Raw genomic sequence first — 26,704 nt, forward strand, 5'->3', positions numbered from 1 at the left:
GTTTCGCGAGGCAGGCGACATCAGGCGGCTATGCGGAATCGCATGAACCCGGTGATAGCTATTCGGCCCCGGCGCATAGACCAAGCGGTTGCTCAGGCATCACCCCCGCTGTTCGATCCCATCGGCGAACCCCACCGCGTACTCGTCCGCGAACCCCACGGCCCGCGGCCAGCTCTCCACCCGCCGGACCTCCGGGACCGGCGCATCGGCGATCTCCAGGTCGTGCAGCTTCCGGGCGGTCACCATGACCCGCGACTCCACCGACGCCACGGTGTGGTTGTAGGCGTCGACCGCCTTGCCCAGCTGCGCGCCCAGCCGGTCCAGGTGGCGGCCGGTGGTGCCGAGCCGGGTGTAGAGCTCACGGCCCAGCTGCTGGATCACCGCCATGTCCGCCGACAGCGCCTCCTGCCGCCAGCCCAGCGCGACCGTGCGCAGCAGGGCCATGAGTGTGGTGGGCGTCGCCAGGACCACATTGCGACCGAAGGCGTACTCGAGCAACCCGGAGTCGGTGGTGAGGGCCGCGTCCAGGAACGGATCGCCGGGCACGAACAGGACCACGAACTCGGGGGAGGGATCGAAGGCCGCCCAGTACTCCTTGGCCGCCAGCTGATCCACATGGTTGCGCAGATGCCGGGCGTGGCGGGCCAGGTGGCCCTCGCGCTCGCGCGGGTCCTCGGTACCGGCGGCGTCCAGGAAGGCGATGCAGGGCACCTTGGCGTCCACCACGATCTGGCGGCCGCCGGACAGGCGCACCACCAGATCCGGGCGCACCACGGTGTCGCCGCGACGGGTGACCTGGGTGTCGAAATCACAGTGCCGGGCCATGCCGGCCAGTTCGACCACACGCTCGAGCTGGATCTCGCCCCAGCGGCCGCGCACCTGGGGCGCGCGCAGCGCGGCCACCAATTGACCGGTCTGCGTGAACAACTGATGTGACATCCGCTGCATGCCCGCGACCTGTTCGCGCAGGCCGGAGTACGCGTTGATGCGGTTGTGCTCGACCTCGCGAATGTGGCGGTCGAGGCTGCCGACCGCCTCCCGCAGCGGATCGACCAGCGCGCCGATGGCGTGGGACTGCCGGCGGGCCGCGTCCTCGCTGGCCGCGCCGAGTGATTGCCGCAACAGTTGCTCGTTGTCCCGCATGGCAGCCAGCCGCGCCTCGGCCACCGCCGCCCGCTGTCCCGCGCGCGCGGCATGGCCGAGCCAGCCCAGGGCCAGCCCCGATACGAACACCAGCAGCAGCGCGAACAGCATCGGTGCGGTCATGGCGGAGATAGTGCCGGAGACCACCGACAATTCCGCCGCTCCGGGATTTCGGCGGCGCGTCGGGACCAATTGCGCTTCTCCGGGACTTCAGCGGGCGGCTCGGAGCCGTCGACCGTTGGGCGTCCGTGCCGGTGGTCGGGTGCCGACCCGATTCCGGGCGTGCCCGGTGAGTTACCCCGACCGTTGCGAAAACAGCTGTCGCCCTGGCATACGCGCGGTGTGTTCGACGCGACTCGCGAGGGTGTCGCGCGGGTTGTCGGGGGGATCCAATAGCGTCTTGCGGCATGCGGATCCTGCACACCTCCGACTGGCATATCGGGCGCACCTTTCATGGCGTCGATCTGCTGGCCGATCAGGAGTGCTCGCTGCGGGCCATCGCGGAATTGGTGGCGGCCGAGGGGGTGGACGTGGTCGTGCTGCCAGGGGATGTGTACGACCGTTCCATTCCCAGTGCGGATGCGATTGCGGTGTGCAATCGGGGATTCGAGGCAATTCGGGCGGCGGGGGCGACCATTGTCGCCACCTCCGGTAATCACGACTCGCCGACTCGGCTCGGTGCGCTCGGCAGTTTCGCGGCGGCGGGCGGATTGCATTTGCGCTGCCGGATCGCGGATGTGGCGCGGCCGATCGTGCTGTCCGATGAATTCGGCGACATTGCCTTCTACGGCATTCCCTACCTGGAGCCGGAGATCACCCGGGTGGAATTGGGCGTGCCGCAGGCGCGTTCGCACGCCGAGATCCTGGACGCGGCCATGAGCCTGGTGCGTGCCGATCTCGCCGGGCGGGCGGGGGCGCGGTCGGTGGTGCTGGCGCATGCTTTCGTGGTGGGCGGCGAGGCCACCGGGTCGGAGCGGTCCATTTCGGTCGGGGGCGTGGAGACCGTGCCGCTGTCGGCCTTCGCCGGGATCGACTATGTGGCGCTCGGCCACCTGCACTCGCCGCAGACGCTGTCGGAGTCCGTCCGCTATTCGGGTTCGCCGCTGCCGTATTCGTTCGGCGAGCGCTCGCACCGCAAAGCGGTCTGGATCGTGGACATCGACGCCGCGGGGCTGTCCGCCGTCGAGCGCCACGAACTCCCGGTGGTGCGTGGCCTCTCACAACTCGCCGGGCCCCTGGAATCCCTCCTGGAAGCGCCGGAGCACACCGAAGCCGAATCGCACTATGTCTCGGCCACCCTCACCGACGAGGCGCGCCCCGTGGACGCGCTGCGCCGCCTCCGCGAGCGTTTCCCGCACGCCGTCCACGTGGAATGGCAACGCCCCGAAGGCAACCCGGAACTTCGCTACCGCGAACGCGTGCACGGCCGCCGTGACACCGAGATAGCCCGGAGCTTCCTCGCCGACGTCCGCAGCACCCCCACCCCCGGCGAAATGACCTGGCTCGAACGCGCTCTCGCCGCCGCCACCCGTGAAACCGACGCTCCCCTGCGCCTTCCCGCCCCGGCCGAAACCGCCGCGCCCGTTTCTCGGGCCGCTGTCGCCGCCGAGGATGTCGTGCCTGTCGGTGCTGCGTTGGGCGATCCGGCCGCCGCATCGGTCGAACGGGCTGCGGCCGCCGCGGTTGCCGTCTCTGTCGAGGCGGCCGGCATTTCCGGAGGCGGCGCACTGACAGCTGCAGTGCCCGGGGAGGCTGTCGTGGCCGCGGAGGGCGCGTTGTTCGCCGTGCCCGATGATGCCGATGCGGCGGGTGCAGACGCCGGACATGGATCGGTGGGCGCCGATTCGGTGGGCGGCGGCGGGGCCGAGGTTGCGGCGCGGGTGGTGAGTGCGGCCGGGTTCGATGGGTCGGTGCGTGGGGTGGACGCAGCGGAGGCCGACGCGGCGCTCGGGCTGTTCGATCTGGGTGACTTCGGGTTGGAGCCGGGCGAATCGGGCGATATGGGCGGCGGGATGACCGCATGAGCGTTGGGGCGCTGAGTGTTTCGGCGTGTCCCGCGGTGGGCGGTGGGTGCCGGGTAGTTGGATGGGGAGTGGCGTTGAGGGAAGGGGGCGCTGCGTGCGGCTGCATCGGCTGGAGCTGACGGCGTTCGGGCCGTTCGCCGAGACGGCCGTGGTCGACTTCGACGAGCTCGGTGCGGACGGGTTGTTCCTGCTGCACGGGCAAACCGGGGCGGGGAAGACCACGGTGCTGGACGCCATCGCGTTCGCGCTGTACGGGAGCGTGCCGGGGGCACGCGGCGATATCAAGCGACTGCATTCGGACCACGCCGACGAGCAGACGCCGCCCCGGGTGCTGCTGGAGGCCACGGTGGGTGGCCGGCGGCTGCGCCTGAACCGGTCGGCGGAATTCCAGCGGCCGAGCAAGCGCGCCAAGTCGGGCTGGGTGAAGGAGAACGCGGCCGCCACGCTGGAGTGGCTGGACGGGCGGGGCCAGAACCTGTCCCGCATTCCCGATATCGGCGACGAGGTGCTGCGCCTGCTGGGCATGAGCGCCGATCAATTCTTCCAGGTCGTGCTGTTGCCGCAGGGTGATTTCGCGCGGTTCCTGCGGGCCGACAACGAGGATCGCGAGAAGCTGCTCGAAAAGCTCTTCGACACCGAGCGTTTCGGCACCGCCGAGCAGTGGCTGGTCGACAAGCGCCGCGCGAGCTCGGCCGATCTGGATGCCCGCAAGCACAGCATCGACCGTCTCATCGCCCAGGTCGGCACGGCCGCGGGCCTGCCCGCCTCCGAGACGGCCGGGCTGCTCGAGTCGGTCGGCTGGTCGCAGTCCCTGCTGGCGGCCGCCCGCACCTTGGTGACCGAGACGGCCGCCGATCTGCGGCAGCGCCGGCAGGATTCGGACGGTGTCCGCGCCGCTGCCGAGGCGGAGCGCCGCCGCCACGAGCTCTTCCGCCGCCGCACCGCGGCCCGCACCCAGCTGGCCGACTTCGCCGCCACCGCCGACCACCGCACTGCGCGTCAGTCCGAACTCGATCGGGCCCGCCGCGCCGAACCCGTCGCCACCGCCCTGGCCGAGGCCCGCGCCGCCGCCGTCACCCTGCGCCGCCGCACCGACGACGCCACCCGCGCCGCCGAGCGACTCGCCGACCGCCTCCTCGAACCGGCCAGCGCCGAGCTCTCCGGAACCGCCTGGGCCGCAGCCGATCTCGCCGCAGCGGAACTCACCGGCACCGACCTCGCCGCCGACCTCGCAGACATCGACGCCGGCGCAGGTCACGCTGGAGATCTCACCGCCCCCAGCCCGTCCGACGCTGTCGACTCCGACGCTGGTGACCGGACGCACGACGGCAACGGTGTCGAGGACGCTGGACCGGCGATGCTCGAGGGCCGTGCCGGGGGGCTCGAGGCGGCTGTGCAGCGGTGGAGCGCACAGGTGGGCGCGCTCGATGAGGTTCGGGCGGATGCGGATTCGGCGACCCGGTTGACGCGGGAGCTGGCCGGGTTGCGGACCGAGCAGGCCGATCTGGCTGCCCGTGCCGGCAAGCTGGCTCAGCGGTTGCGGGAGCTGCCGGAAGCCGTTGCCGCGGTGGAGGTCCGGTTGCGGGACGCCGCGAATGCGGCGGCCGCATTGCCCGGACTGGAGGCCGAGTGCCAGCGGTTGCGCACCTCGGCCGCTGCCGCGGTGGAATTGGAGCGGCGGCGCGGTGAACTGGCCGGGGCGGGAACCGCTTTCGAGCGGGCGCGGACCGGGCACGCCGAGGCGTGGCGGCGTACGCAGGCACTGCGGGAGCAGCGCATGGCCGGGATGGCGGCGGAGCTGGCGGAGGGACTGGCCGCCGGCGAGCCGTGCGCGGTGTGCGGGTCCCTCGCGCACCCGGATCCGGCGCGGCCGGCCGAGCATGCGGTGTCCAAGGCCGACGAGGACGCGGCGCTGGCCGCGGAGCGGAAGGCCGAGGCCGAGCGGGAGCGGGCCGGGCAACGGGTCGCCGAGCTGGAGCGGGCGGTCGAGGTGCTGGTCGAGCGGGGCGGCGATGTCGACAAGGCGGAACTTGCCGCCGCACTGGACGATTCGACCCGGCGGTACACCGCGGCCAAGGGCATCGCGGGTCTCGTGGACGGGCTGACAGCCGAACTCGGCACGCTGCGTGCGGATCAGACCCGGCTACAGGACGAGGCGCGGGAATGTGAAAGCCGTTCCAGTGCAACGACGGAGCGGATCGTCGCCACCGATCGGCGGCTGGCCGAACTCACCGAGCGGCTGCGCGCGGCCGCCGGCGCCGACGGCACCGTCGACCGCCGCCGGGCCCGCCTGACGGCGCTGGTCGAGGAGGCCACCGCGGTGCGGTCCGCGCGCGTCGCGGCGGCCACCGCTCGCGAGCAGGTCGCGGCGGCCGCCATCCGGGTCGAAAAACTTTCCTACGACGCGGGTCTGGTGGATTCGGCGCCGCCGGTGATGGGGGAGTCGGGGCCGGACTACGGCGTGCTGGGCGAGTACGCCCGCGCGGTCGACGCCGCCTCCCGCACCGCCGCGCAGCAAACGGCCATCGAGGACGAACTGGTGGCCGCCGACCGGGCTCGCGCGCACGCCGAGGCCGTGCTGGCCGAACCCGAGATCCAGTCGGCCGGGGAGGACGAACCCGGCGATCCGCGCGAGCTGGAAACCGCGGTGGCACAGGCGGAATCGGAGCTGAACCGGGCCGTCGCCGCGAACGCCGAGGCGGACCGGCGGCTGGCGCAGCTGGAGGGCCTGTGCGCACAGCTGTCGGCGGCCGTCGATCGCATCGCCCCGCTCCAGCGCTCCCACGACGAGCTGGCCCGTCTGGCCGAGGTGGTGTCCGGCCGTGGCGAGAACAACCGCCGCATGTCCCTGCGCTCGTACGTGCTGGCCGCCCGCCTGGAGGAGGTGGCGCTGGCCGGTTCGGTGCGGCTGCGCCGGATGTCCGGCGGCCGTTACGAATTCGTCCACACCGATGCCGCGGGCCCGCGTGGCCGCCGCGGCGGCCTGGGCCTCGACATCCGCGACGACTACACCGGCGCGATCCGCCCGGCCAAAACCCTCTCCGGCGGCGAGACCTTCATGGCCTCGCTGGCCCTGGCCCTGGGCCTGGCCGACGTCGTGTCGGCCGAATCCGGCGGCCTGGTCATGGACACCCTGTTCATCGACGAAGGCTTCGGCAGCCTCGACGCCGACACCCTCGACGCCGTGATGGGCGTCCTGGACGAGCTCCGTTCCGGGGGCCGGGTGGTCGGCGTGGTGAGCCATGTGGACGAAATGCGCCAGCGCATCCCCAGCCGCCTGCACGTCATTCGCAGCCGCACCGGCTCCCGCCTCGAAACCTCGGTCGGTGCATAGGCTTTCGACAGGGCGAAAGCCCGCACGGCAACGGCACCCGGCACCCCGGACCGTCAGGGCTCCAGGTCGGCCACGCCTTTGCCGCTCGAGATGTCGAACGGCACCGATACCTGATCGTGCGCGATCAACCAGGTGCCGTCGATCTTCCGCAGGCCGTAGGTGACCCGGACCCACATACCGCTCGTCGCGGCCCCGTTCCTCAGCGTGCCGCTGAGACGAGCGAAGGCGTGCCCGAATGCCACATCATCACCGATGGTGAACGTCAGATCACGAACCTCATAGGTCACAGTCTCGAAGAACAGGAAGACTTTCGCCCAGTTCTCGAGTTTCGCCGCTATCCCGACATGCTGGAGCGGCGGCTCGACATCGAAGGACACGACGTCGGGCGTGTACGCCTGTTTCAGGGCGTCGAGGTCCTTGGCTCGTAGTCCTTCGACCACCTTGTCGATGTTCCGGCGAATCTCGACTTCATCGGCCTCGATGCGGTCGGCGCGTGACCGAAAGTCGTTGGGTGTGGTCATGATCGACTCCTCAGGAATTGACGAGCGTGGTTTCGCCGGCCGCTCGCAGCGGCGCGAGCGCACCACTCCAGGCGATGAGCTGATCCAGCGTCTTGGTCAGGGCGGCGGCATGATGGTCGCGAGGTGTGAAGGTGGTGTGGTCCTCGAAGTCGGTGAGCACCGAGATCGCGACTTGATAGCCGACATCGGCCATGCCCAGCGTGCTGCAGACCACCCGCAGCTGTACCACGGCGCGGGCGCCGCCGGCCGTGCCGTAGGAGACGAATCCGACTGCCTTGTCGGTCCACTCCCGGAGCAGATGGTCGAGGGCGTTCTTCAGCACCCCGGGGGCGCCGCTGTTGTACTCCGGGGTGACAATCACGAAGCCATCGAATCGGGCGATCCGTTCGGCCCAGGCGCGGGTGTGTGCATGCATCGACGGGCCGAACATCGGCGGCACGGGCTCGTCGAGATGCGGGAGCGGGTGGTCGCGCAGGTCGATCAGTTCGAACTCGGCGTCGCCGCGCTGCGTCGCCGAGTCCAGAACCCACTGGGCGACCTGCGGGCCTTTGCGGTTGGGCCGGGTACTGCCGAGGATGATGCCGATTCTGATCATTTCCGGAACTCCTGCTCTGCTGAGAACGTCATGACCCTCCGACGACACAGCCGTCCGGAATGTCAGGCCGCCTCACAAATCGGGTCGCTGATTCGTCGATTCGGTGGGTACGCACAGACCGAAGGAGCCGCACATGACCGACCCGCACCTGCCCGGGGTGATCGATGAACGCCGTCAGCTGATCAATCTCGCCTACCGGCTGCTCGGCTCCCTGTCCGAGGCCGAGGATGTGGTACAGGAGACCTACGCTCGCTGGTACGCGCTGTCCGAGCGGCAGCGGCGGGAGGTGGCGGCGCCCGGCGGGTGGTTGACGACGGTCGCCGGCCGGATCTGCCTCGATCTGCTCGGCTCGGCGCGCGCCAGGCGGGAACGCTATGTGGGCGAATGGATTCCGGAGCCGGTCCCCGACCGATCCGAATGGCTCGACGGTCCCGCCCCCGTCGATCCCGCCGACCGGGTCACCCTCGACGAGTCGATCAGCATGGCCTTCCTCGTCGTGCTGGATTCCATGACACCGGCAGAGCGGGTGTCGTTCATCCTGCACGACGTCTTCCGCTATTCCTTCGCCGAGGTCGCCGGCATCGTCGGGCGCACCCCCGCAGCCTGCCGCCAGCTCGCCTCCAGCGCCCGCCGCCGCATCGATACCTCGCGGAGCCCGTCGAGCGCCGTGCGCGCCGAGGTGGTCCGGGATTTCAAACGGGCTTGGGAGACAAAGGATATCGAGGCCCTGATCGGCCTGCTCGATCCGCAGGTGATCGCCACGGCCGACGGCGGCGGTCTGGCGCTATCCTTCCACGACCCGATCAACGGCGGTGAGCAGGTCGCCCACGCCTGGATGGAAATCGCCACCCGCGGCGCCGCGGTAACCCTGCTGGAGCGGACGGTGAACGGCCAGCCCGGCCTGGTCGCGCAGCTCGACGGCACCATCGTCTCGGTCTATGCGTTCGATATCGCGGACGGCCGGATCACCCGCATCTGGGTGATCCGGAACCCGGAGAAACTGCGGCCCTGGACGGCCGGCTGAACCGAACAGCGCATCCGTACGGCCGATTCGGTCATCGGCCCGCGAAGCGTACTTCGGCGCGGGCGCGGGCCTTGGCGGCCTCGGCCTCGCGGTCCTTGGGCGGGGCGGTGGTGGTCAGGCCGTTCAGCAGGCGGGTGGTCGCCGCCGCGATCTCCTCCACCGCCAGGTCGAAGGCGTCCTGGTTGGCCTGGGACGGTTTGGTGCTTCCGCTGATCTTGCGGACGTACTGCAAGGCGGCCGCGTGCACCTCGTCCGGGGTGGCCGGCGGCTCGAAGTTGTGCAGGGTGTGAATGTTGCGGCACATGGCTGCCACGGTACGCCCGGGCACCGACGCGGCCAGGGCACGCTCGGGCGCCGACCCCGGGGGCGAGAGCCCTCAGGCCGACTCGTGGTCGAGCAGCCAGCGCTTGATCGGCAGGCCGTAGCGGAAGCCGCCGAGGCTGCCGTCGGTGCGGATCACCCGGTGGCAGGGCACGAAGAGCGCGGCGGCATTGCGGGCGCAGGCATTGGCCGCCGCGCGGGTGGCGGCGGGCCGCCCGGCGATGGCCGCGAAGTCGGTGTAGGTGACGGGAGCTCCGGCCGGCACCTTGCGCAGGATCTCCCAGGCGTGGGTGAGGAACGGTCCGGAGACCTGGCGCACGGCGATGCCGTCGATGGCCGTGAGGTCACCGGCGTGGTACTCGGTGACCGCCCGCGTGACCGCGCCGAGGGCGTCGCGTGCGCGCAGAGCGGCGGGCCGGATGCCGGGGTGGATGAGCGCCCGCAGTTCCTCCGGGTCGGCGGTCCAGCCGGAGGCGAGGACCACCCCCTCGGCGTCCACGATGGCGGTGAACGGACCGGCGGGTGTCGCGACGGTGGCGTAATCGGCTGTGCCGACAGGGGTTTCGGAGCTCACTGCGGGGTCCTCCGGTTGGCCTCGGTGGGGTGGGCGAGGGCGTGTTTCCACAGATGCATGGTGAGATAGGAGCGCCACGGCGACCAGCGGGCCGTATCGGCGAGGTCGATGCCGAGCAGTCCCGCGCCGCGGCGCACGATCAGGTCGGAGGGTAGGAGCACATCCGGATCGGCGAGCAGGCGCATGGTGACGTAGTCCGCGGTCCAGGGCCCGACCCCGTCCAGGGCCAGTAGGTCGCGGCGCAGTTCACCGGCGGTGCGGCCGGAGTGCAGCACCAGGTCGCCGGTGGCCAGCGCCTTGGCCGCGCCCACGATGGCCTCGATGCGCCGGCTCGGCCCGGTCAGTACCTCGGAGCCGCGTTCCGCGATGGCCTCGGCGGTGGGGAACAGGTGCGGGATCGGCCCGGCGATGGTCTCGCCCAGGCCCTGTACCAGCCGCGCGGTGTGGGTATTGGCCGCGGCCACCGAGATCTGCTGCCCGATCATGGTGCGCAGCAATAGTTCCGGGCCGTCCAGGCAGCCGGGGACCCGGATGCCGGCGGGCAGCACGGCGCCCGGAAAGCCCGGGCGCGGTGGGCTTCCCGCCATGCCGGCGGCCATGGCCTCGTCGATCCCGATGGGATCGGCATCCAGATCCAGGAGGTGCCGGATGCGGGCGACGGTCGGCGCGAGGTCGCGCATGTCCTGCAGCGACAGTGAGGCCCGCACGTGGCCGGGCTGGATGGACAGCCGAATGGTGGTGTGGCCGTGCGGGGTTCGCAGGCTGCGGCTGTAGACGCCGTTCTCCCACAGCTCCACGCCCGGGACGGTGTGGGCGGACAGGAACCATTCCAGCCACGACTTGTCCAACGGTTCGCGATAGGGGAGTCGCAGGGTGAGCAGCCCGTTGGTGGCCGGCAGCGTGTCGCCGTTGCGGCGCCGGGATTCCTCGCGCAGCGTGGTCGGGCTCACCGCGAACACCTCGCGCACGGTGTCGTTGAACTGCCGGATGCTGGCGAATCCGGCCGCGAACGCGATGTCCGACATGGGCAGCCGGGTGGTCTGGATCAGCAGCCGGGCGGTGTGCGCGCGGTGGGCGCGCGCCAGTGCCAGGGGGCCGGCGCCGAGCTCGCTGGTGAGTACCCGGGTGAGCTGGCGCTGGGAGTAGCCGAGGGCGTCGGCGAGGGCGGGCACGCCGCCGCGCTCGATGACCCCGTCGCCGATCAGGCGCATGGCGCGGGAGGCCAGGTCCGCGCGGGTGTTCCAGAGGGGCGAGCCGGGCGCGGCGTCGGGCAGGCACCGGCGGCAGGCGCGGAAGCCGTGCTGCTGCGCGGCGGCCGCGGTGGGCAGGAAGGTGACGTTGGTGCGTTTGGGGGTGATGGCCGGACAGGAAGGGCGGCAATAGATTCCGGTGGTGCGCACCGCGGTCACGAACTGCCCGTCGAACCGGGCGTCCCGGGTTGCCACGGCGCGGTAGCAACGCTCGAAATCCAAGTCGTTCGCACTCACGCATACCACCATGTCAGTCCCGGCCGACCTCTGCTAGCGGGTATCGGACATGGATGTTGGCGGAAAACCGCCACTCGTGTCAACAGCAGCGATTTGCGGGGTTCTCGGCGGCGGCCGCATGGCGATCGCGCCAATACTGGCGCTCGCTGGGAATCTCGCATCCCGGGTGCCGCAGCCGCAGGTGATCGACGTAGCGGGCGTAGTCGTTGCCGCCGAGGATCGAGTTGAACCACCACGCAACGGCTTTCACGGCCCGGACGAGGGCGAGCCCCGCCCGCCGCAGCGGACCTGCGGCGGGCGGGGCTTCGGAGGTACTCATCGGCGCGTCAATGGCTGGCGACCGTGGCCGCGCCGGGCGCGCGGATCTTGCCCTCGGCGATCAGGGTGTCCCATTCCTGCTGGACCTCCTTCTCCGCCTTGGTGGCGAGGAAACCGCTGGGGCCGAAGATCTTCGACGGCACCTCCGGCGATTCGGTGGTCTCACCGCCGCCCTTGCGGATGGCGCGCAGGCAGACCCACACGCCGACCAGCGCCACGATCAGCACCATCACCGCGAACACGATGGAGAGCGTGCCCTGGACGAAGGTATTGCGGATGATCTTGTCCATATCGTGGATCTGCTGATTCAGCGCGGCGACGTCCTTGACGCCCTTCGGCAGCTGCCCCGCATCGCGCGCGGCGATGTAGGCGTTCTGCTTGTCGATGGTGTTGTTGTGCAGCGTCCAGTAGCCGATCTTCGGATCACCCGAGAAGATCTTCTGGAACGAGGCCGTCATGGTGACGATCAGGTCCCAGACCAGCGGAAGCGCCGGAATCCAGGCCCATTTCACCAGCCCCTTCTTGACCACGATCACCAGCACCACCGTCAGCGCGATCGCGGCCAGCAGCTGGTTGGAGATGCCGAACAGCGGGTACAGGGTGTTGATGCCGCCCAGCGGGTCGGTGACACCCATCAGCAGCACCGAACCCCACGCGGCCACGACCACGCCGGAGCAGATGAACACGCCCGGCCACCACGACGGATCCCGGAACTTCTTGGCCACGCCGCCCAGGTTGCCCAGCGAATCGGAGAGCATGAACCGCGCGACGCGGGTGCCCGCGTCGATGGTGGTGAGGATGAACAGCGCCTCGAACATGATGGCGAAGTGGTACCAGAACGCCTTGAGCGAGGTGCCGCCGATGAACTTGTGCATCACCTCGGTCATGCCGATCGCGAGGGTGGGCGCGCCACCGGTGCGCGAGTAGACCCGGGACTCACCGACGCTCTGCGCCATGTCGTTGAGGTACTTCGCGTCGATCGGGCTGCCGCCCACACCGAGCTTGTTCACGCTGTCGGCCGCGGCCTGCGCGGAGGTGAGGCCGGGGCTGTTGATGGCGAAGTACAGGTGCTGATCCAGGATCGACGCCGCGATGATCGCCATGACCGCCACGAACGACTCCATCAGCATGCCGCCGTAGCCGATCATGCGCGCCTGCGACTGCTTCTCCAGCAGCTTCGGCGTGGTGCCCGAGGACACCAGCGAGTGGAAGCCGGACAGCGCGCCGCAGGCGATGGTGATGAACAGGAACGGGAACAGGCTGCCCGCGAAGGACGGACCGTTGCTGTTGGACGCGAACTGGGAGACCGCGGGGGCCTGCAGTACCGGCATGGTGACCAGCACGCCGATGGCGAGCAGGCCGATGGTGCCGATCTTCATGAAGGTGGACAGGTAGTCGCGCGGAGCCAGCAGCAGCCACACCGGCAGCACCGAGGCGATGAAGCCGTAGATGATCAGCATCCAGGCGATGGTGGTGCCGGACAGCGTGAACAGGTCGCGGCCCCAACCGGATTGGGACACCGGATTGCCGAGCAGAATCGCCGCCAGCAGCAGCACGAAGCCGAACAGCGACACCTCGCCGACCTTGCCGGGCCGGAAGAAGCGCAGGTACAGGCCCATGAACAGGGCGATCGGGATGGTCATCGAAATGGAGAACACACCCCACGGGCTGCCGCCCTCGAGTGCGCCGGTGGTCGGATTCTTGGTCGCGGCAAGGGCATTCACCACGACGATGCCCAGCACCGCGAGCAGGATCATCATGATCACCAGCACCGCGATGATGGCCGCGATGCCGCCGACCACGCCGAGCTCGTCGCGCGCCATCTGGCCCAGCGACCGGCCGCGGCGCTTCACCGAGGCCCACAGCACCAGGTAGTCCTGCACCGCACCGGCCAGCACCACGCCGACGATGATCCAGATGGTGCCGGGCAGATAGCCCATCTGCGCGGCCAGCACCGGGCCGACCAGCGGGCCGGCGCCCGCGATGGCGGCGAAGTGGTGGCCGAACAGGACCCGGCGGTCCATCGGCATGTAGTCCTTGCCGTTCTCCATCTCCTCGGCGGGAGTGGCGACGTCATCGCGCGGCTTGGTGATCCGGTATTCGATGAGCCGGGCGTAGAACTGGTACGCGAGTACGTAAGTGCAGAGGGCGGCGATGACGATCCACACCGCGTTCACGTTCTCGCCGCGCATGAAAGCGAGGATGGCCCAGGCGATTGCGCCGATGACGGCGATGACGAGGAAGATGCCCTTCTTCGCGGGCGTCATGGGCGTCCGGTCCACGACACCTACCGGAGGTAGGTCGGGATCCGTCCGGAGGTATTCGATGGTCGCCATGCGACAACTCTCCCTGCGGTACTGCGGCTTCTAACTGAAATGGTCACAACGTAGCCCAACCGACATGCGAGTGAACCGGCTTCGACCGGCTGTTCACCTGCTGTCGTACCGCCAGGTACGGGTGGCCCGGCGGACGCTGCGGCCGGCGCGCGGGGGTGGTGCGGGCCAGTCGGATTCCCGCGACTTCGCGTGTTTGCCGCGTGTCGCAGATTGCTCCCCGTATGCTGCCATGCTGGTTCGAGATCTGCGTCACTGTGGTCCTTTAGTTCGTTTAGTTCACGGAGATATATCTTTGGCGAGCGAATGGGCGGCCCGGCCCGGTGGAATGGATCGGCGTAGCCTGCTGCGCTCGGCCGCGCTGGCGGCGCTGCTGGCCGCGGGCGGCTGCGCTGGCCGGGGCGACGACGCGGTCACCTTCTTCTTCCAGGCGCGGCCCGAGGAGGCCCGGGCGCGGCTGCGCATCATCGACGAATTCCACCGGCGGCGACCGGATATCAGGATCCGCACCATCATGTCCGGGCCCGACCCCCTGCAGCAGATGCTCACCTACTGCGCAGGCGGCAAATGCCCCGATGTGCTGATGGCGTGGGAGCTGCTCTACGCCGGGCTCGCCGATCGGGGTGTGCTGGCGGATCTGCGCGAATACCTGGACCGGGAGCCGGATTACGCCACCCGGCTGCGCGCCGACGGGTACGCGACGCTGCGCGACACCTTCGTCTGGGACGGCGGGCAGTACGCGCTGCCGGAGCAGTGGTCGGGGGTGTTCCTCTACTACAACCGGAAGCTGTTCGCCGAGGCCGGGATTCGCCCGCCCGCCCGCTGGTCCGAGGCCTGGACCTTCGCGGAGTTCCTGGCGGCCGCGCGGGCGCTCACCCACCGCGACGCCGACGGGCGCACCGGGCAGTGGGGATTCGTGGACGCCTGGGTGCCCTACTTCTCGGCGGCCTGCTTCGGTATGAACAACGGCGTCGAATGGTTCAGTCCGCCGGTGCGGCCCACCAGCACCAATCTCGGGGATCCGCGGTTCGCGGCCGGGTTCCAGTTCTATGCCGACCTGGCCGTGCGGCACCGGGTCGCGCCCAGTGTCGGTGACCGGCAATCGGTTTCGGCGCAGGATCTGTTCCGCAGCGGGCGGGCCGCCATGCTCATGGGCGGGCACTGGTTGTACTCGGAGTTCACCGGGCACGACGACCTCGACTTCGATGTCACGGTGCTGCCGATCGGGCCGGACGGGGGTCCGGGCGCGATCACCGATATCGGCAGCACCGGACTGGCCATCGCGGCGAGCAGTCCGCGGCGCGAACAGGCCTGGGAATTCGTGAAGTTCGCGACCGGGCCCGAGGGGCAGGCCATCATCGCGGAGTCGGGTCTGTTCGTGCCGGTCCTGCGATCGGCCATGCAGTCACCGGGATTCGCCGCGGCCCACCCGGCGCTGCGCAATCTCGAGGTCTTCACCGAGGGGCCGGAGAATTCGCGTCCGCTGGCCGTGACGCCCGTGTGGGGCAAGGTGGAGGCGCTGCTCGAGCGCGGATGCAATCGAGTGCTGCGGGGCGCGGCGACAGCGGCCTCGCTAGGCGGGCAGACCAGCGCCGATATCGATCAGCTACTGCGGGCGGCGGTATGAGGGGTGGGCCGGTGCTGGAGCGGCGGCGGGCGCGCGCCGGAAGGCTTTTCGTGGCACCGAATCTGGCCGCCATTCTGGTGTTCATGCTGTTCCCGCTGGGGTTTTCGCTGTATCTGAGCTTCCACTCCTGGGATCTGTTCAGCCCGCCGCGGTTCGTGGGTGTGGCGAACTATCGGCGGCTGTTCTCCGCGGACCCGCTGTTCTATATCGCCCTGCGGAATACGGCGGTGTTCACGATCCTGACGCTGGTGCCGACCGTGGCGGTCAGCCTCGCCGTCGCGGGGCTGCTGAATCGGAAGCTGCGCGGTGTCGGGGTGTTCCGGACCGTGGCGTTCCTGCCGCTGGTGGCGTCGACCGTCGCCATGGCGGTGGTGTTCCGCTTCATCTTCGCCAGCGATGACGGGCTCGCCAATATCCTCCTGGGCCGGCTCGGCCTCGGCCCGGTGCCGTGGCTGACCGATCCGCAGTGGGCCATGGTCTCGCTGAGCCTGGTGACGGTGTGGAAATCGGTGCCCTTCGCCACCGTCATCCTGCTCGCGGCCATGCAGGGCGTCCCCGAAAACCTGTACGAGGCAGCGAAAATCGACGGCGCGAACGCCTGGCGGCGTTTCCGCTCGATCACCATCCCGCTGATTCGCGGCGCGCTCTCCTTCGTCCTGGTCATCACCGTCATCAACTCGGTCCAGGCCTTCGACCAGGCCTATGCCCTGACCGGCAGCAATGGCGGCCCCGAGACCGGCACCTACGTCCTGGGAATCATGCTGTTCCAGAACGCCTTCCGCTTCTACGAGGTCGGCTACGCCTGCGCCCTGGCCTGGGTGATCTTCGCAATCCTGCTGGCCTTCACCCTGATCCAGCAATGGCTGGCCCGACGAGCCGAGGCGGAGCTTTGAGCCGAGGCGGAGTGGTGCGGCGCCTGATCACCGGAGTGCTGACCTATCTGGCGCTGATCGTGGTGGCGTGGTGCGCGCTGACCCCGATCCTGTGGTCCGTCTCGGCCTCCCTGAAGTCCGACGGTGAGCTGACCGACGCGGCACCGCTGCCGTCGCACCCCCGATGGTCCAACTACCGGGAGGCTTTCGACGCCATCCCGCTCGGCCGCATGCTGCTCAACACCGTCGCCTACGCCGCCTGCGTGACCGCCGGCCAGGTCTTCTTCTGCTCTCTGGCCGGATACGCCTTCGCCCGCCTGCGTTTCGCCGGCCGCGAGGTGCTGTTCGTGGGCTACCTGGCCACCCTCATGGTCCCGCTCACCGTCACCGTCATCCCGCAGTTCCTGCTCATGCGGGCCTTCGGCTGGATGGACACCCCCTGGGCGATGATCGTTCCCGGTCTCTTCGGGAGCGCCTTCGGCACGTACCTGATGCGCCAGTTCTTCCGCACCCTCCCCATCGAACTGGAGGAGGCGGCCATCCTGGACGGCTGCACCCCGTGGCAGACCTATTGGCGAGTCCTGTTGCCGCACACCAAACCGGCGGTCATGGTCCTGGCGGTCCTCACCTGGATCACCGTCTGGAACGACTTCCTCTGGCCCTTGATCATGATTCAACGCAACGACTACGCGACCGCCACCCTGGGTCTCGTCCGGCTCCAGGGGCAGTACTCGACCAACTGGCCGCTGCTCATGGCCGCGGCCACGGTCATCCTGCTGCCGCTGCTGCTGCTCTATGCGCTCGCTCAGCGCGCCTTCGTCCGCGGCATCGCCCTCTCCGGCCTGGGTGGCCGCTGATGGGCAGGACCGGTACCCGGTCGGGCATGCGCTGAGCCCATGCCCGACCTACCGGTTAGCCGACCCGTGCCGCTTCGCGGCTGAGGATGCGTTCGCGTTGTTCTTCGAACCGGATGACGTCGCGACCGAGTTTCTCGAGGTACTGGTCGAGTACGTCGCGACTGCGTTCGCCACGCGCGGTGAAATCGGTGCGCTTGAAGACGTTCCAGATGCGCAGGACCGGCAACAGGACCTCGTCCAGATGCTGGCGCAGATCGTAGATTCCGTGCTTGACCATCAAGACGCCGTTGCGACGCCAGTTCGGCATGCCGGTGCCGGGCATGGCGAAGGTCATCACGATCTTGGTCACCGACTCCATCGCCTGGTCGGGCGCGACGTCGAAGGCGGCACCGGTGATGTTGCGATAGAACATCATGTGCAGGTTCTCGTCGGCCGCAATGCGTTGCAGCATCCGATCGGCGATCGGGTCGTCGCAGACCCGTCCGGTGCTGCGATGGCTGACCCGGGTGGCCAACTCCTGGAAGGTCACGTACGCGACCTGATCGAGGACGCCGCCGAAGCCATCCGGCGCGTGGACGCCGCGGGTCAGGTGCACCATCCGGTCGTTCTCCAGCGCGATGGGGTCGACAGCGCGGGTGCACACCAGGTAGTCCCGCATGGCGATCGCGTGGCGGTTCTCCTCGGCGGTCCAGCGGCCGACCCAGGTGCCCCACGCGCCGTCCCGGGAGAAGTTCTCGGCGATCACCCGGTGGTAGGAGGGCAGGTTGTCCTCGGTGAGCAGGTTCGTGATCATCGCGATCCTGGCGACCTGGGAGAGGCGTGACTGCTCGGGCTCCCAATCGTCGCCACCCATGGCCGCGAAGTTGCGGCCCTCGCTCCAGGGCACATAGTCGTGCGGACACCAGTCCTTCGCCGTGGACAGATGCCGGTCGATATTGGCCGCGACAACCGGCTCCAATTCCGTCAGTAACTCGATTTGCGTCAAGTCCCTAGCCATACAGCGCCTTTCGGATTCGGTGGAAAAAACCACGGAACATACCGCTGTTCATGCATCACTGACTGCGCGGCATCGCCGCGCCTATACCCTAGACGGACGCGATGGGATTGGGGCGTATCCGGCCCACCAGTCGAACCGCCGAGACGAATTTGCCGCATTTGTGACGACCATCACGATCGTGGCGTTCGCGCTGGTGAGAGTCGGTGGGGAAGGGTCTGTTCGGGGTCCTCGCAGTTTGCGAATGGTGTGCATGGGTATCGGTCTGTTTCGTGCGAGATGCGACGGAACCGAACAGGGCCGGCTTTCCGCTGCGGAGGTCGGTCGCCGCGAGTGCCATGGGCAATGCCACCGAGTGGTTCGACTACGGCGTGTACGCCGCCACGGCCGGCTACCTCACGTCCGCCTTCTTCCCGGGCTCGCTGGGCACCCTCGGCACCATGCTGGGCTTCGCGATCTCGTTCGTGCTGCGCCCGCTGGGCGGCATGGTGTGGGGTCCGCTGGGCGACCGCATCGGCCGCAAGGCCGTGCTGGCGACCACGATCCTGATCATGTCGGTGGCCACCGGGGCCATCGGCATCCTGCCGACCCATGCCGCGGCCGGTGTGCTCGCGCCGATCCTGCTGATCCTGCTGCGGGTGGTGCAGGGGTTCTCCACCGGCGGAGAATATGGCGGCGCCGCAACCTATCTCGCGGAATGCGCGGAGGACCGCAGGCGCGGATTCCTGGGTAGTTTCCTCGAATTCGGCACGCTCGCGGGCTTTGTCGGCGGTTCGGCGGTGGTGCTGGCCTGCCAGCTGGCGCTCGGTTCGGACGCCATGTACGCCGGCGGCTGGCGTATCCCGTTCCTGCTGGCCGTCCCCCTGGGCCTGACCGGCTGGTATCTGCGCAGCAAGCTGGACGAGTCCCCGGTCTTCACCGAGCTGTCCGAGCAGGACGACCGGACCGCCCCGCCGGGCGGGCTGCGCCAGGTGCTCACCATCTACCGGCGCGAACTGCTCACCCTGATCGGGCTGGTGGTGGCGCTCAACGTGGTGAACTACACGCTGCTCACGTATCAGCCCACCTACCTGCAGCACACCATCGGCCTGGGCGAATCCACCACCACCGCCATGATGCTCATCGGCCAGCTGGTGATGATGGCGTCGCTGCCGTTGTTCGGCCGCCTCTCCGACCGGGTCGGCCGACGCCCGCTGTGGCTGGTCTCGCTGGTGGGGCTCACCGTCCTCGCGGTGCCCATGTACTGGCTGATGGGCCGCGGGACCGTCTGGGCCGTCATCGGATTCGTGGTGCTGGGCCTGCTGTACATACCGCAGCTGTCCACCATCAGCTCGACCTTCCCGGCCATCTTCCCCACCCACGTGCGCTATGCGGGATTCGCGTTGGGCTACAACGTATCCACGGCCGTCTTCGGCGGAACCGCCCCGCTGGTCAACGAGGCGGTCATCGAGCGCACCGGCTGGTCCCTGTTCCCCGCGGGCTATATGGTCGCCGCCTCGCTGATCGGCCTGGTCGCCTGCGCTTTCCTGCGCGAAACCGCCGGAACCTCACTGCACGGCACCGAGATTCCCGCCGCCGAGCGCACACCCGTCGCGAGCACGAGCCGCGAACTGCCCTCCCTCAGTGCGGAAGGTTGACGGCACGCCGGTGTGGGTAAAGAACCCAGCATCCGTCGTTGTCGACCACTGGGGGAAATGTGCCCGAACCTGACGGTCAACTCTCTGAAATCTCCACCACCGCTCCGACATTCGTTTTCGTCCACGGCTTGACGAGCAACAGTTTCTTCTGGACGCCGGTCGTGCGCGAACTGGCATTGCTCGGACACCGCAGCCTGCCCGTGGACCTGCCCGGCCACGGGCTCGACGGCTCGATACCGCTGTCGTATCAGGCGCAGGACATTGCCGCATTCACCACCGGGCCGTCGCCGATGGCGGCAATCACCGTGCAGGACAATGTCACCCACGTCATCGACGCGGTGCGGCAGGTGCGGCGGCACGGCCCGGTGATCCTGGTCGGTCACAGCCTCGGCGGCATCACGATCGGTCTGGTCGGCAATGCCATACCCGAAGCCATTCAGCGCATCGTCTACCTGTCCGCCTTCTGCCCGTCGACCCCGGACGCGCCCAGCGCCATGGCGCTGAGCCAGACACCCGAAGCCTTGAAGGACGTCCCGATCCCGAATCCGGACCATTCGCTCTTTCTGGGAATGGAACCGGTATCCCGCGGCCTCATCCGATTCAACCTGCGTTCGGCCGATCCCGAAGCGCTCGAGGATTTCCGGGTGACCAATATGCCCGAGGCCACGCTCGAGCAGATGCTCCTGGTACTCAACTTCGGAATGCAGCCCGAGGACGGCGCGCAAACCAATTTCGCCGACGCCCGGGTCGAGGCCGACACCTGGGGGCGAATTCCCCGCAGCTACATACGTCTCACCCGGGACAATGTCATCTCCGCGGCGCTGGCCACGAAAATGATCGACGACGCCGACCGCCTCACCCCGGACAATCCCTTCGACGTGCACAGCCTCGAGGCCGGGCATGCCGGTGTCATGTTCCGGGCTCGCGAACTGGCGGCCATCCTCGATCGGCTCGTCTGAACCGACGATCAAGGCCGCCAATTGGTTTCGTCTGCGTCCGGTCGCGCTGGGCGGATCGACCGAGGCTGTCGACTCGGCTCGGAGCGCTGGGTCGCCGGTACTCCGGCCGGAAGCAGAGATTCGGCGCTGTCTTGCGTTCGTGCGTCATCCGTCGGCGAGGCGTTGATGGTGGCGGGTGGCGGAAGTGGTTCGGCGCGGCGGCTACGGGTCAGCTACCGTGCACTGAATAATGCTGTGGATGAGCGCGATCCGGTGGAATCGTCGGTCGGTATTGGCTTCGATGGCCGTGTTGTCGGTGGGGGCTGGGCTCGGCGGGCGAACCGCGATCGCGCGGGCGGCGGCGACCACGCGGTACACGATGACCGCGTTCACCAATGGCAGCGATACCGACCTGTATGTCTATGAATCCGAGGACGCGGCACACTTCACGCTGCTGCGCGCCGGCGCCTACCGCCCGGCGGCCGGGCTGGTGCGGGATCCCAGTTTGCTCCGGCATTCCGACGAGGCCTACTACATCGCGTACACCACTGCCGGAGACGGTCACACCATCGGATTCGCCCGTAGCACCGACCGGCTCACCTGGACTCACCTGTCGGATTATCCGGTCCCGGTGTCGGGAGCCGAAGCTGCCTGGGCGCCAACATGGTTCGACCTCATTCCCGGATATGTCGGAGTGCTCGTCTCCATCTCGCAGGGGTATGGCTTCCGGCCCTATCTGATCGTCACGGCCGATCCGGCGCGGCCGGTGTGGAGCTCACCGATTCCGCTCGCGGGGATCGGGCCGCAGCGGCCGGGGCACCTCGGCTACATCGACACTGCCGTCGTGGCGCGCGACGGCAGCTACTACGCCTTCACGAAAAACGAATCGAGCAAGTACATCGAGCTTGCGGTCGCTACTACGCCGCTGGGGCCGTACCGGTTCATCGGCACCGGCGACTGGGCCGGGTGGGGTACACCGCGGGAGGGTCACTGCGTGATCGAACTACCCGACGGAGGACACCGGATCTACTTCGACGCCTACACGGAGAAGAGGTACTTCTACAGCGACAGCCACGACGGATTCCGCACCTGGACCGCACCCGTCGAGCTGCCAGGATTGTCCGGAACCGTCCGCCATGTCACGGTCCTGCCCGAACCTGCCGGCGCCCAGTAGTAAGCGCCAATGCTGGTATTCTCGGATATCCGAGATGGAGTTCCTGGATGTCTGGAGGCGTCTCATGGCCGGTTCGAAGACCCCGATCGAGATCGATGAGGAAGCTCTAGCAATCGCTGCCGAGGTCCTGGGTACCAAGACCAAGAAAGATACGGTCAACGCTGCGCTCCGCGAGGTGGGACAGCGGCTGGTTCGTATCCGAGCCCTCGCCAGGCTTGGCGAGATGGCCGATCGCGGTGACTTCGACGAGTTTCTCGACAACAAGGCGGCCTACCGCAAGTGACCCCTGCCCTCTATCTCATCGATACATCGGGCCTCTTCCGAATCCTGCAGGACAAACTCCGTCAAGCATGGATGGATCAGCTGACGGCGGGTGTCATCGCAACCTGTCCGGCTGTCGAACTCGAGTTTCTCTACTCGGCACGCTCATTGGCGGACAGGCTCGAGAAGCAACGACTGCTCCGGGACCTGTTCGGTTGGGTAGCCATGCCGGATCGCGTATACGAGCGTGCTGAAACCGTTCAACAGCTGATGACCGAGCAGGGAATCCATCGCTCGGCTGGACCGGTCGATCTGCTCATCGCCGCGACCGCCGAGCATCATCGGCTCACGATGCTGTGCGACGATCGCGACTTCAAGTCCATCGCGCGAATTACCGGCCAGCCAGTCGTTTTCGTCACCGAACCACTGTCCTAGCTCGCCGCATGACCTCATGGCGAAGCGATAGTTATTGTCCTGTCCGCGATTACGGGGTGGCGGCCGCGTAGCGGTGGGCGAGGGTGCGGATGTGGGTGACGAGTTCGGGTGGATCGGTGACGCGGAAATCCATCATCAGCATGCTGAGGTAGATGGCGATGGTTTCCAGGCGGTCGGCTCCGGTCAGCAGGAGGCAGGAGGTGTCGTCGAGGGGTTCGACGACGCCGACTGTGGGGTTGATCCGGGCTATGACGGTTTCGGCGGGGGCCAGGACGGTGACGCGGGCGTGGACTTGCCAACCCGTGGTGGCTATTTCGCGCAGGACGAAGGCGACGAGATCGGAGTCGGGGAGTGGGCGTGGGGCGAAATGGCGTGTGCCGGGAGTGATTTCGGTGATCGACGCCACCGGGAGTGCCTGCCAGGAGTGGGATTCGAGACTGTAGGCGACCAGGTACCAGCGGCGTTGCCAGCTGATCAACCGGTAGGGCTCGAGTTCGGTGGCGTCGGCGCGCAGGGTGGTGGCGGCGCGGATGGCGGTGGCGAGGGTGGCGAGGGTTTCGGCGGGGACGGGGGTGTCGGGTTCCCGGGAGCCGGTGACGGCGGGGCCGATGTCGGTGACGGAACGCAATGCGGTGACCTTGCGTTGCAGGCGTTTCGGGAGGATGCGGTCCATTTTCGCCTGGGCGCGTTCGAGATTGGCGTGGATGTCGGCGATGCCGGTGCTGCCATCGGCGGCCACGTTCATGGCGACGGCAACCGCGACGGCCTCGTCGTCGTCGAGCAGCAGCGGGGGCATGGTGGCGCCCTGGCCGAGGCGGTAGCCGCCGACCGGGCCGCGGGCGGCGTGCACCGGGTAGCCGAGTTCGCGCAGACGCGCGATGTCCTGGCGGAGGGTGCGGTCGGTGACGGAGAGTCGTTCGGCCAGTTCGCGGCCGGTGAGGGTGCGCTCCTGGAGCAGGGACAGCAGGCGCAGCAAACGGGTTGTGGTGGAGGTCACACGGAACCCTTTCGTCCGGCCGGATGATTAGGAAGAAAACCAGCCTAATCGGGTCATACCTTTATCTCAACGGATCGAAACGACCTGAGAGGCAAGAACAATGAGCGCCAACCCGCAGACCGACAACTCGCCCGCCACCGTCCTCGCCCCGGCCTGGCGCGAGGTTCTCGCGGCGTCGCACCGCGCGCTCGCCGAGGTCGTGGCCGGTGTAGGCGCGGACCAGTGGGACAACCCCACCCCGTGCTCGGAATGGACTGTGACGCAGGTGGTTCAGCACGCGGCCGGTGATCAGCTGGCCTACGCCAAGTTCCTCGGCATCGGTGACGGCCCGGCCTACAACCCGTTCGAGCCCTCCGGGCGCATCGACGGCGGCGCGGTCGAATTGGTCTCCGCCGCAATCGAACCCACCGCCACCGCCTGGGCCACCGTCGCCGACGGCACCGAGACCGTGCCCACCCCGCTGCCGCACGGCGAGCTCCCCACCCCGGTGGCCGCGGTCATGTGCGCGCTCGACGCCGCGGTGCACGCCTGGGACATCGCCATCGGCACCGGGCAGCCCTCGCCGCTCACCGAAGAACTGGCCGGGCACCTGCTCACCGCCGCCCGCGGCCTCGTCGAGCCGCTGCGCGACTACGGCGTCTTCGCGCCCGTCGTCACCGAACTGCCCGCGAGCGGCACCCCGGTGGCCGACGAACTGCTGGCCTACCTCGGCCGCAACCCGCGGGCCTGACGGACCGGCCCCGGACCTGCGGTGACGGCGCGGGCCGCCGGTCCGGGTAGACTCCCACTCTCGTGAGTCTCACCCTCGGAATCGTCGGCCTGCCCAACGTCGGAAAGTCGACGCTGTTCAACGCTCTGACGCGCAATGACGTGCTGGCCGCGAACTACCCGTTCGCCACCATCGAGCCGAATGTCGGTGTGGTGCCGCTGCCGGACCCGAGGTTGAACACGCTGGCCGGCATCTTCGGCTCCGAGCGCCTCGTCCCCGCGGTGGTGTCGTTCGTCGACATCGCGGGCATCGTGAAGGGCGCCTCCGAGGGTGCGGGCCTGGGCAACAAGTTCCTCGCCAATATCCGTGAGGCCGATGCCATCTGCCAGGTCGTGCGCGTCTTCGCCGACGACGACGTGATCCACGTCGACGGCAAGGTGGACCCGCTGTCCGACATCGAGGTGATCGAGACCGAGCTCATCCTGGCCGACCTGCAGACCCTCGAGAAGGCCGTGGCCCGTCTCGACAAGGAAGCCAAGGTCAAGAAGGACCGCAAGCCGGTCGCCGACACCGCCAAGCAGGCGCAGGAGATCCTCAACAGCGGCAAGACCCTGTTCGCCGCCCGCGACCAGCTGGACACCGAGCTGCTGAAGGAACTCTCGCTGCTCACCATCAAGCCGTTCCTCTATGTCTTCAACGCTGACGAGTCGATCCTCACCAACGAGGACAAGAAGGCCGAGCTGAAGGCCGCCGTCGCCCCCGCCGACGCCGTGTTCCTGGACGCCAAGGTCGAGGCCGAACTGCTCGAACTGGACGAGGAATCCGCGCTCGAACTGCTGGAGTCCATCGGCCAGACCGAGCCGGGCCTGCACGCCCTGGCCCGGGCCGGCTTCCACACCCTCGGCCTGCAGACCTACCTCACCGCCGGTCCCAAGGAAGCCCGCGCCTGGACCATCCACCAGGGCGACACCGCCCCCAAGGCCGCCGGCGTCATCCACACCGATTTTGAACGCGGCTTCATCAAGGCCGAGATCGTCGCGTTCACCGACCTCGTCGAGGCCGGCTCCATGGCCGCCGCCAAGTCCGCCGGCAAGGTCCGGATGGAAGGCAAGGACTACGTCATGGCCGACGGCGACGTCGTCGAGTTCCGAAGCGGATTAGCGTCTGCCAAGAAATAGAGCAGGGCGCGCATCGCTGCTGGTAGAGACTCTACTGAGCCCCCGTCCGGTGGCGGATTCCGGGGGTCGTTGCAACACGGTGTTGGTCAACTGGCTTCGGTCAGGAGCTTAGCCAGACGCTCGGCTGGGGTTTCCCAGCCGAGCGTTTTGCGTGGGCGGGAGTTGAGTTCGGCAGCGACTGCATCGAGGTGTTCTCGGGTGTGGACCGATAGGTCGGTGCCCTTGGGGAAGTATTGGCGCAGAAGGCCATTGGTGTTCTCGTTGGATCCGCGTTGCCAGGGGCTGGCGGGGTCGCAGAAGTAGACCGGGATGTCGGTGGCGAGGGTGAATGCCTTGTGCGCGGCCATTTCCGAGCCTTGGTCCCAGGTCAGTGAGCGCCGCAGGTGCGGAGGAAGTGTTCTCACGGTCTCGACCAGGGCATCGCGGGTGCTGGCTGCGGTGTGGTCGCCGGGCAGATATGCCAGCATGACGTAGCGGGTGCTGCGTTCGACCAGGGTGGCGATGGCCGATTTGTGGTCCTTGCCGATAATGAGATCGCCTTCCCAATGTCCCGGAACGGCGCGGTCGGCGGCCTCGGCGGGCCGGTCGCTGATCATCACCATGTCCTTGATGGCGTGGGGCAAGCGCTTGTAGGACTGGCGATGCGGCCGACGCATCGCTCGGCCGGTCCGCAGCGCCTTGGTCAGCTCGCGGCGAAGCTCGCCGCGGCCCTGGACGTAGAGGGCCTGATAGATCGTTTCGTGGACCACGTGCATCTCCGGCCGATTGGGAAACCGAGCACGTAGAGCGTGACAGATCTGCTCGGGGCTCCACCGCAGGTGCAGGTGGTGGGCGATGAAATCACGCAGTTGCCGGTTCTGTCCGATCTTGCCGGGCTTGGGACGGGGGCGACGTGCCTCGGCACGGCGGTGCGCGGCATGGGGCCGATAAGCCCAACGGGATATGTTGCCGTGCACCGGAATTCCGTTGCGGCGGATCTCCCGGCTGATCGTGGAGGGTCTGCGACCCAGCTCCGTGGCTATCTGCCGGATCGTCGCTTTCTCTCGCAGCCGGTCGGCGATATGGATGCGATCGTCCTCGCGCAGGTAGCGAGACGGACCGCAAGCCGAAACCTCCACATGGATCGGGGGTTTCGGCTTGCGGCCGTTGGGCGGCGAGTGCCAGCCGTTGCGCCATCTCTTGCCGGTGCGCGGGTTGATGCCCACGATCCGGCACGCTTCCACGCTGCTGTAACCCTGACGCATGAGCTGGAAGTATGCCTCCCGCTCACGCGTCAGACGGCGTCCGGCATCCCTGGTTCGGTCCTCCCGAATCTTGAACTCCATCGCACCCCTCGAGCTGGGGTGTTGCG

At 68.5% G+C, this 26,704-nt stretch carries 23 protein-coding genes and 1 pseudogene; 13 read left to right on the plus strand and 11 right to left on the minus strand.

The window, feature by feature from the left end:
• Positions 1 to 99 precede the first annotated feature (99 nt).
• A complete protein-coding gene (locus tag ACFXKA_RS28610; RefSeq protein WP_354833465.1) occupies positions 100 to 1,266 on the minus strand; it encodes a DNA recombination protein RmuC in 1,167 nt (388 codons plus the stop codon).
• Positions 1,267 to 1,550: 284 nt separating this feature from the next.
• Between ACFXKA_RS28610 and ACFXKA_RS28615 the strand changes: the two are divergent.
• Positions 1,551 to 2,687: pseudogene (locus ACFXKA_RS28615) on the plus strand (exonuclease SbcCD subunit D); the annotation flags it as partial.
• 574 nt (positions 2,688 to 3,261) lie between these two features.
• Positions 3,262 to 6,501: an AAA family ATPase gene (locus tag ACFXKA_RS28620; RefSeq protein WP_379429640.1), complete on the plus strand. Its 3,240-nt coding sequence runs from the start codon at positions 3,262 to 3,264 to the stop codon at positions 6,499 to 6,501.
• Between the two features lie 53 nt (positions 6,502 to 6,554).
• Here ACFXKA_RS28620 and ACFXKA_RS28625 read toward each other — a convergent pair whose 3' ends face one another.
• On the minus strand, positions 6,555 to 7,022 hold the full coding sequence (locus ACFXKA_RS28625) for a nuclear transport factor 2 family protein (RefSeq protein ID WP_354833469.1): 468 nt from the start codon (positions 7,020 to 7,022) through the stop codon (positions 6,555 to 6,557).
• A gap of 10 nt (positions 7,023 to 7,032) precedes the next feature.
• On the minus strand, positions 7,033 to 7,617 hold the full coding sequence (locus tag ACFXKA_RS28630) for an NADPH-dependent FMN reductase (protein WP_379429641.1): 585 nt from the start codon (positions 7,615 to 7,617) through the stop codon (positions 7,033 to 7,035).
• Positions 7,618 to 7,750: 133 nt separating this feature from the next.
• Between ACFXKA_RS28630 and sigJ the strand changes: the two genes are divergently transcribed.
• Entirely contained in the window at positions 7,751 to 8,641 is an 891-nt protein-coding gene (gene sigJ / locus ACFXKA_RS28635) for an RNA polymerase sigma factor SigJ (protein ID WP_379429642.1), read from the plus strand.
• Between the two features lie 31 nt (positions 8,642 to 8,672).
• Here sigJ and ACFXKA_RS28640 read toward each other — a convergent pair whose 3' ends face one another.
• From ACFXKA_RS28640 to ACFXKA_RS28660, 5 genes are all read right to left on the minus strand, one after another.
• The gene (locus ACFXKA_RS28640; protein ID WP_379429643.1) at positions 8,673 to 8,945 is read right to left on the minus strand and encodes a DUF2277 domain-containing protein; all 273 of its coding nucleotides are present in this window, start codon (positions 8,943 to 8,945) and stop codon (positions 8,673 to 8,675) included.
• 72 nt (positions 8,946 to 9,017) lie between these two features.
• Entirely contained in the window at positions 9,018 to 9,536 is a 519-nt protein-coding gene (locus ACFXKA_RS28645) for a methylated-DNA--[protein]-cysteine S-methyltransferase (RefSeq protein ID WP_379429644.1), read from the minus strand.
• Complete coding sequence (locus tag ACFXKA_RS28650) at positions 9,533 to 11,035, minus strand: Ada metal-binding domain-containing protein (RefSeq protein ID WP_379429645.1); 1,503 nt, start codon at positions 11,033 to 11,035, stop codon at positions 9,533 to 9,535. The genes ACFXKA_RS28645 and ACFXKA_RS28650 overlap by 4 nt, the downstream gene beginning before the upstream one ends.
• Positions 11,036 to 11,102: 67 nt before the next feature.
• Positions 11,103 to 11,342, minus strand: a complete 240-nt coding sequence (locus tag ACFXKA_RS28655) for a YbdD/YjiX family protein (RefSeq protein ID WP_379429646.1) — start codon at positions 11,340 to 11,342, stop codon at positions 11,103 to 11,105.
• A gap of 7 nt (positions 11,343 to 11,349) precedes the next feature.
• Positions 11,350 to 13,677, minus strand: coding sequence for a carbon starvation CstA family protein (locus ACFXKA_RS28660; protein WP_379429647.1), 2,328 nt, complete (start codon positions 13,675 to 13,677; stop codon positions 11,350 to 11,352).
• Positions 13,678 to 14,002: 325 nt separating this feature from the next.
• Between ACFXKA_RS28660 and ACFXKA_RS28665 the strand changes: the two genes are divergently transcribed.
• The 3 genes from ACFXKA_RS28665 to ACFXKA_RS28675 are packed head-to-tail and all read left to right on the plus strand — an operon-like array spanning position 14,003 to position 17,030.
• Positions 14,003 to 15,301 (plus strand): ABC transporter substrate-binding protein, encoded by a 1,299-nt coding sequence (locus ACFXKA_RS28665; RefSeq protein WP_379429648.1) that lies wholly within the window; start codon positions 14,003 to 14,005, stop codon positions 15,299 to 15,301.
• Complete coding sequence (locus tag ACFXKA_RS28670; RefSeq protein ID WP_379429649.1) at positions 15,298 to 16,194, plus strand: carbohydrate ABC transporter permease; 897 nt, start codon at positions 15,298 to 15,300, stop codon at positions 16,192 to 16,194. The genes ACFXKA_RS28665 and ACFXKA_RS28670 overlap by 4 nt, the downstream gene beginning before the upstream one ends.
• Complete coding sequence (locus ACFXKA_RS28675; protein WP_379429650.1) at positions 16,191 to 17,030, plus strand: carbohydrate ABC transporter permease; 840 nt, start codon at positions 16,191 to 16,193, stop codon at positions 17,028 to 17,030. Before ACFXKA_RS28670 ends, ACFXKA_RS28675 begins: the two co-directional genes overlap by 4 nt.
• Before the next feature lie 55 nt (positions 17,031 to 17,085).
• Here the strand turns inward: ACFXKA_RS28675 and ACFXKA_RS28680 are convergent, their stop codons facing one another.
• Complete coding sequence (locus ACFXKA_RS28680; protein WP_379429651.1) at positions 17,086 to 18,027, minus strand: acyl-ACP desaturase; 942 nt, start codon at positions 18,025 to 18,027, stop codon at positions 17,086 to 17,088.
• A gap of 335 nt (positions 18,028 to 18,362) precedes the next feature.
• On the opposite strand from ACFXKA_RS28680, the gene ACFXKA_RS28685 reads away from it, so the two are divergent.
• The 5 genes from ACFXKA_RS28685 to ACFXKA_RS28705 all read left to right on the plus strand — a co-directional run bounded on the left by ACFXKA_RS28685 (position 18,363) and on the right by ACFXKA_RS28705 (position 22,469).
• Complete coding sequence (locus tag ACFXKA_RS28685; protein ID WP_379429652.1) at positions 18,363 to 19,661, plus strand: MFS transporter; 1,299 nt, start codon at positions 18,363 to 18,365, stop codon at positions 19,659 to 19,661.
• A 59-nt stretch (positions 19,662 to 19,720) separates the two neighbouring features.
• Entirely contained in the window at positions 19,721 to 20,620 is a 900-nt protein-coding gene (locus tag ACFXKA_RS28690) for an alpha/beta fold hydrolase (RefSeq protein WP_379429653.1), read from the plus strand.
• 238 nt (positions 20,621 to 20,858) lie between these two features.
• Positions 20,859 to 21,773, plus strand: coding sequence for a family 43 glycosylhydrolase (locus ACFXKA_RS28695; protein WP_379429654.1), 915 nt, complete (start codon positions 20,859 to 20,861; stop codon positions 21,771 to 21,773).
• 64 nt (positions 21,774 to 21,837) lie between these two features.
• Positions 21,838 to 22,056, plus strand: a complete 219-nt coding sequence (locus ACFXKA_RS28700; RefSeq protein WP_356995753.1) for a type II toxin-antitoxin system VapB family antitoxin — start codon at positions 21,838 to 21,840, stop codon at positions 22,054 to 22,056.
• Positions 22,053 to 22,469 (plus strand): PIN domain nuclease, encoded by a 417-nt coding sequence (locus tag ACFXKA_RS28705; protein ID WP_379429655.1) that lies wholly within the window; start codon positions 22,053 to 22,055, stop codon positions 22,467 to 22,469. Before ACFXKA_RS28700 ends, ACFXKA_RS28705 begins: the two co-directional genes overlap by 4 nt.
• 49 nt (positions 22,470 to 22,518) lie before the next feature.
• Here ACFXKA_RS28705 and ACFXKA_RS28710 read toward each other — a convergent pair whose 3' ends face one another.
• Positions 22,519 to 23,466, minus strand: a complete 948-nt coding sequence (locus ACFXKA_RS28710; protein ID WP_379429656.1) for a helix-turn-helix transcriptional regulator — start codon at positions 23,464 to 23,466, stop codon at positions 22,519 to 22,521.
• A gap of 100 nt (positions 23,467 to 23,566) precedes the next feature.
• Here ACFXKA_RS28710 and ACFXKA_RS28715 point away from each other — a divergent pair, with 100 nt between their 5' ends.
• Entirely contained in the window at positions 23,567 to 24,196 is a 630-nt protein-coding gene (locus ACFXKA_RS28715) for a TIGR03086 family metal-binding protein (RefSeq protein ID WP_379429657.1), read from the plus strand.
• Positions 24,197 to 24,258: 62 nt separating this feature from the next.
• Positions 24,259 to 25,353: a redox-regulated ATPase YchF gene (gene ychF / locus ACFXKA_RS28720; protein ID WP_379429658.1), complete on the plus strand. Its 1,095-nt coding sequence runs from the start codon at positions 24,259 to 24,261 to the stop codon at positions 25,351 to 25,353.
• Between the two features lie 86 nt (positions 25,354 to 25,439).
• On the opposite strand, the gene ACFXKA_RS28725 is transcribed toward ychF, so the two are convergent.
• Complete coding sequence (locus ACFXKA_RS28725) at positions 25,440 to 26,597, minus strand: IS30 family transposase (RefSeq protein WP_379429694.1); 1,158 nt, start codon at positions 26,595 to 26,597, stop codon at positions 25,440 to 25,442.
• Positions 26,598 to 26,704: the final 107 nt, after the last annotated feature.

Origin of the sequence: Nocardia sp. NPDC059228 (assembly GCF_042754245.1) — a bacterium.
Classification (GTDB): domain Bacteria; phylum Actinomycetota; class Actinomycetes; order Mycobacteriales; family Mycobacteriaceae; genus Nocardia.

What these genes read in the sequence shown, in the direction of transcription:
- ACFXKA_RS28610 (WP_354833465.1), bottom strand. Translation starts at nt 1,266, where the DNA reads ATGACCGCACCGATGCTGTTCGCGCTGCTGCTGGTGTTCGTATCGGGG.
- ACFXKA_RS28625 (WP_354833469.1), bottom strand. Translation starts at nt 7,022, where the DNA reads ATGACCACACCCAACGACTTTCGGTCACGCGCCGACCGCATCGAGGCC.
- ACFXKA_RS28630 (WP_379429641.1), bottom strand. Translation starts at nt 7,617, where the DNA reads ATGATCAGAATCGGCATCATCCTCGGCAGTACCCGGCCCAACCGCAAA.
- sigJ (WP_379429642.1), top strand. Translation starts at nt 7,751, where the DNA reads ATGACCGACCCGCACCTGCCCGGGGTGATCGATGAACGCCGTCAGCTG.
- ACFXKA_RS28640 (WP_379429643.1), bottom strand. Translation starts at nt 8,945, where the DNA reads ATGTGCCGCAACATTCACACCCTGCACAACTTCGAGCCGCCGGCCACC.
- ACFXKA_RS28650 (WP_379429645.1), bottom strand. Translation starts at nt 11,035, where the DNA reads ATGGTGGTATGCGTGAGTGCGAACGACTTGGATTTCGAGCGTTGCTAC.
- ACFXKA_RS28655 (WP_379429646.1), bottom strand. Translation starts at nt 11,342, where the DNA reads ATGAGTACCTCCGAAGCCCCGCCCGCCGCAGGTCCGCTGCGGCGGGCG.
- ACFXKA_RS28660 (WP_379429647.1), bottom strand. Translation starts at nt 13,677, where the DNA reads ATGGCGACCATCGAATACCTCCGGACGGATCCCGACCTACCTCCGGTA.
- ACFXKA_RS28665 (WP_379429648.1), top strand. Translation starts at nt 14,003, where the DNA reads ATGGATCGGCGTAGCCTGCTGCGCTCGGCCGCGCTGGCGGCGCTGCTG.
- ACFXKA_RS28670 (WP_379429649.1), top strand. Translation starts at nt 15,298, where the DNA reads ATGAGGGGTGGGCCGGTGCTGGAGCGGCGGCGGGCGCGCGCCGGAAGG.
- ACFXKA_RS28680 (WP_379429651.1), bottom strand. Translation starts at nt 18,027, where the DNA reads ATGGCTAGGGACTTGACGCAAATCGAGTTACTGACGGAATTGGAGCCG.
- ACFXKA_RS28685 (WP_379429652.1), top strand. Translation starts at nt 18,363, where the DNA reads ATGGGCAATGCCACCGAGTGGTTCGACTACGGCGTGTACGCCGCCACG.
- ACFXKA_RS28695 (WP_379429654.1), top strand. Translation starts at nt 20,859, where the DNA reads ATGAGCGCGATCCGGTGGAATCGTCGGTCGGTATTGGCTTCGATGGCC.
- ACFXKA_RS28700 (WP_356995753.1), top strand. Translation starts at nt 21,838, where the DNA reads ATGGCCGGTTCGAAGACCCCGATCGAGATCGATGAGGAAGCTCTAGCA.
- ACFXKA_RS28715 (WP_379429657.1), top strand. Translation starts at nt 23,567, where the DNA reads ATGAGCGCCAACCCGCAGACCGACAACTCGCCCGCCACCGTCCTCGCC.
- ACFXKA_RS28725 (WP_379429694.1), bottom strand. Translation starts at nt 26,597, where the DNA reads ATGCGTCAGGGTTACAGCAGCGTGGAAGCGTGCCGGATCGTGGGCATC.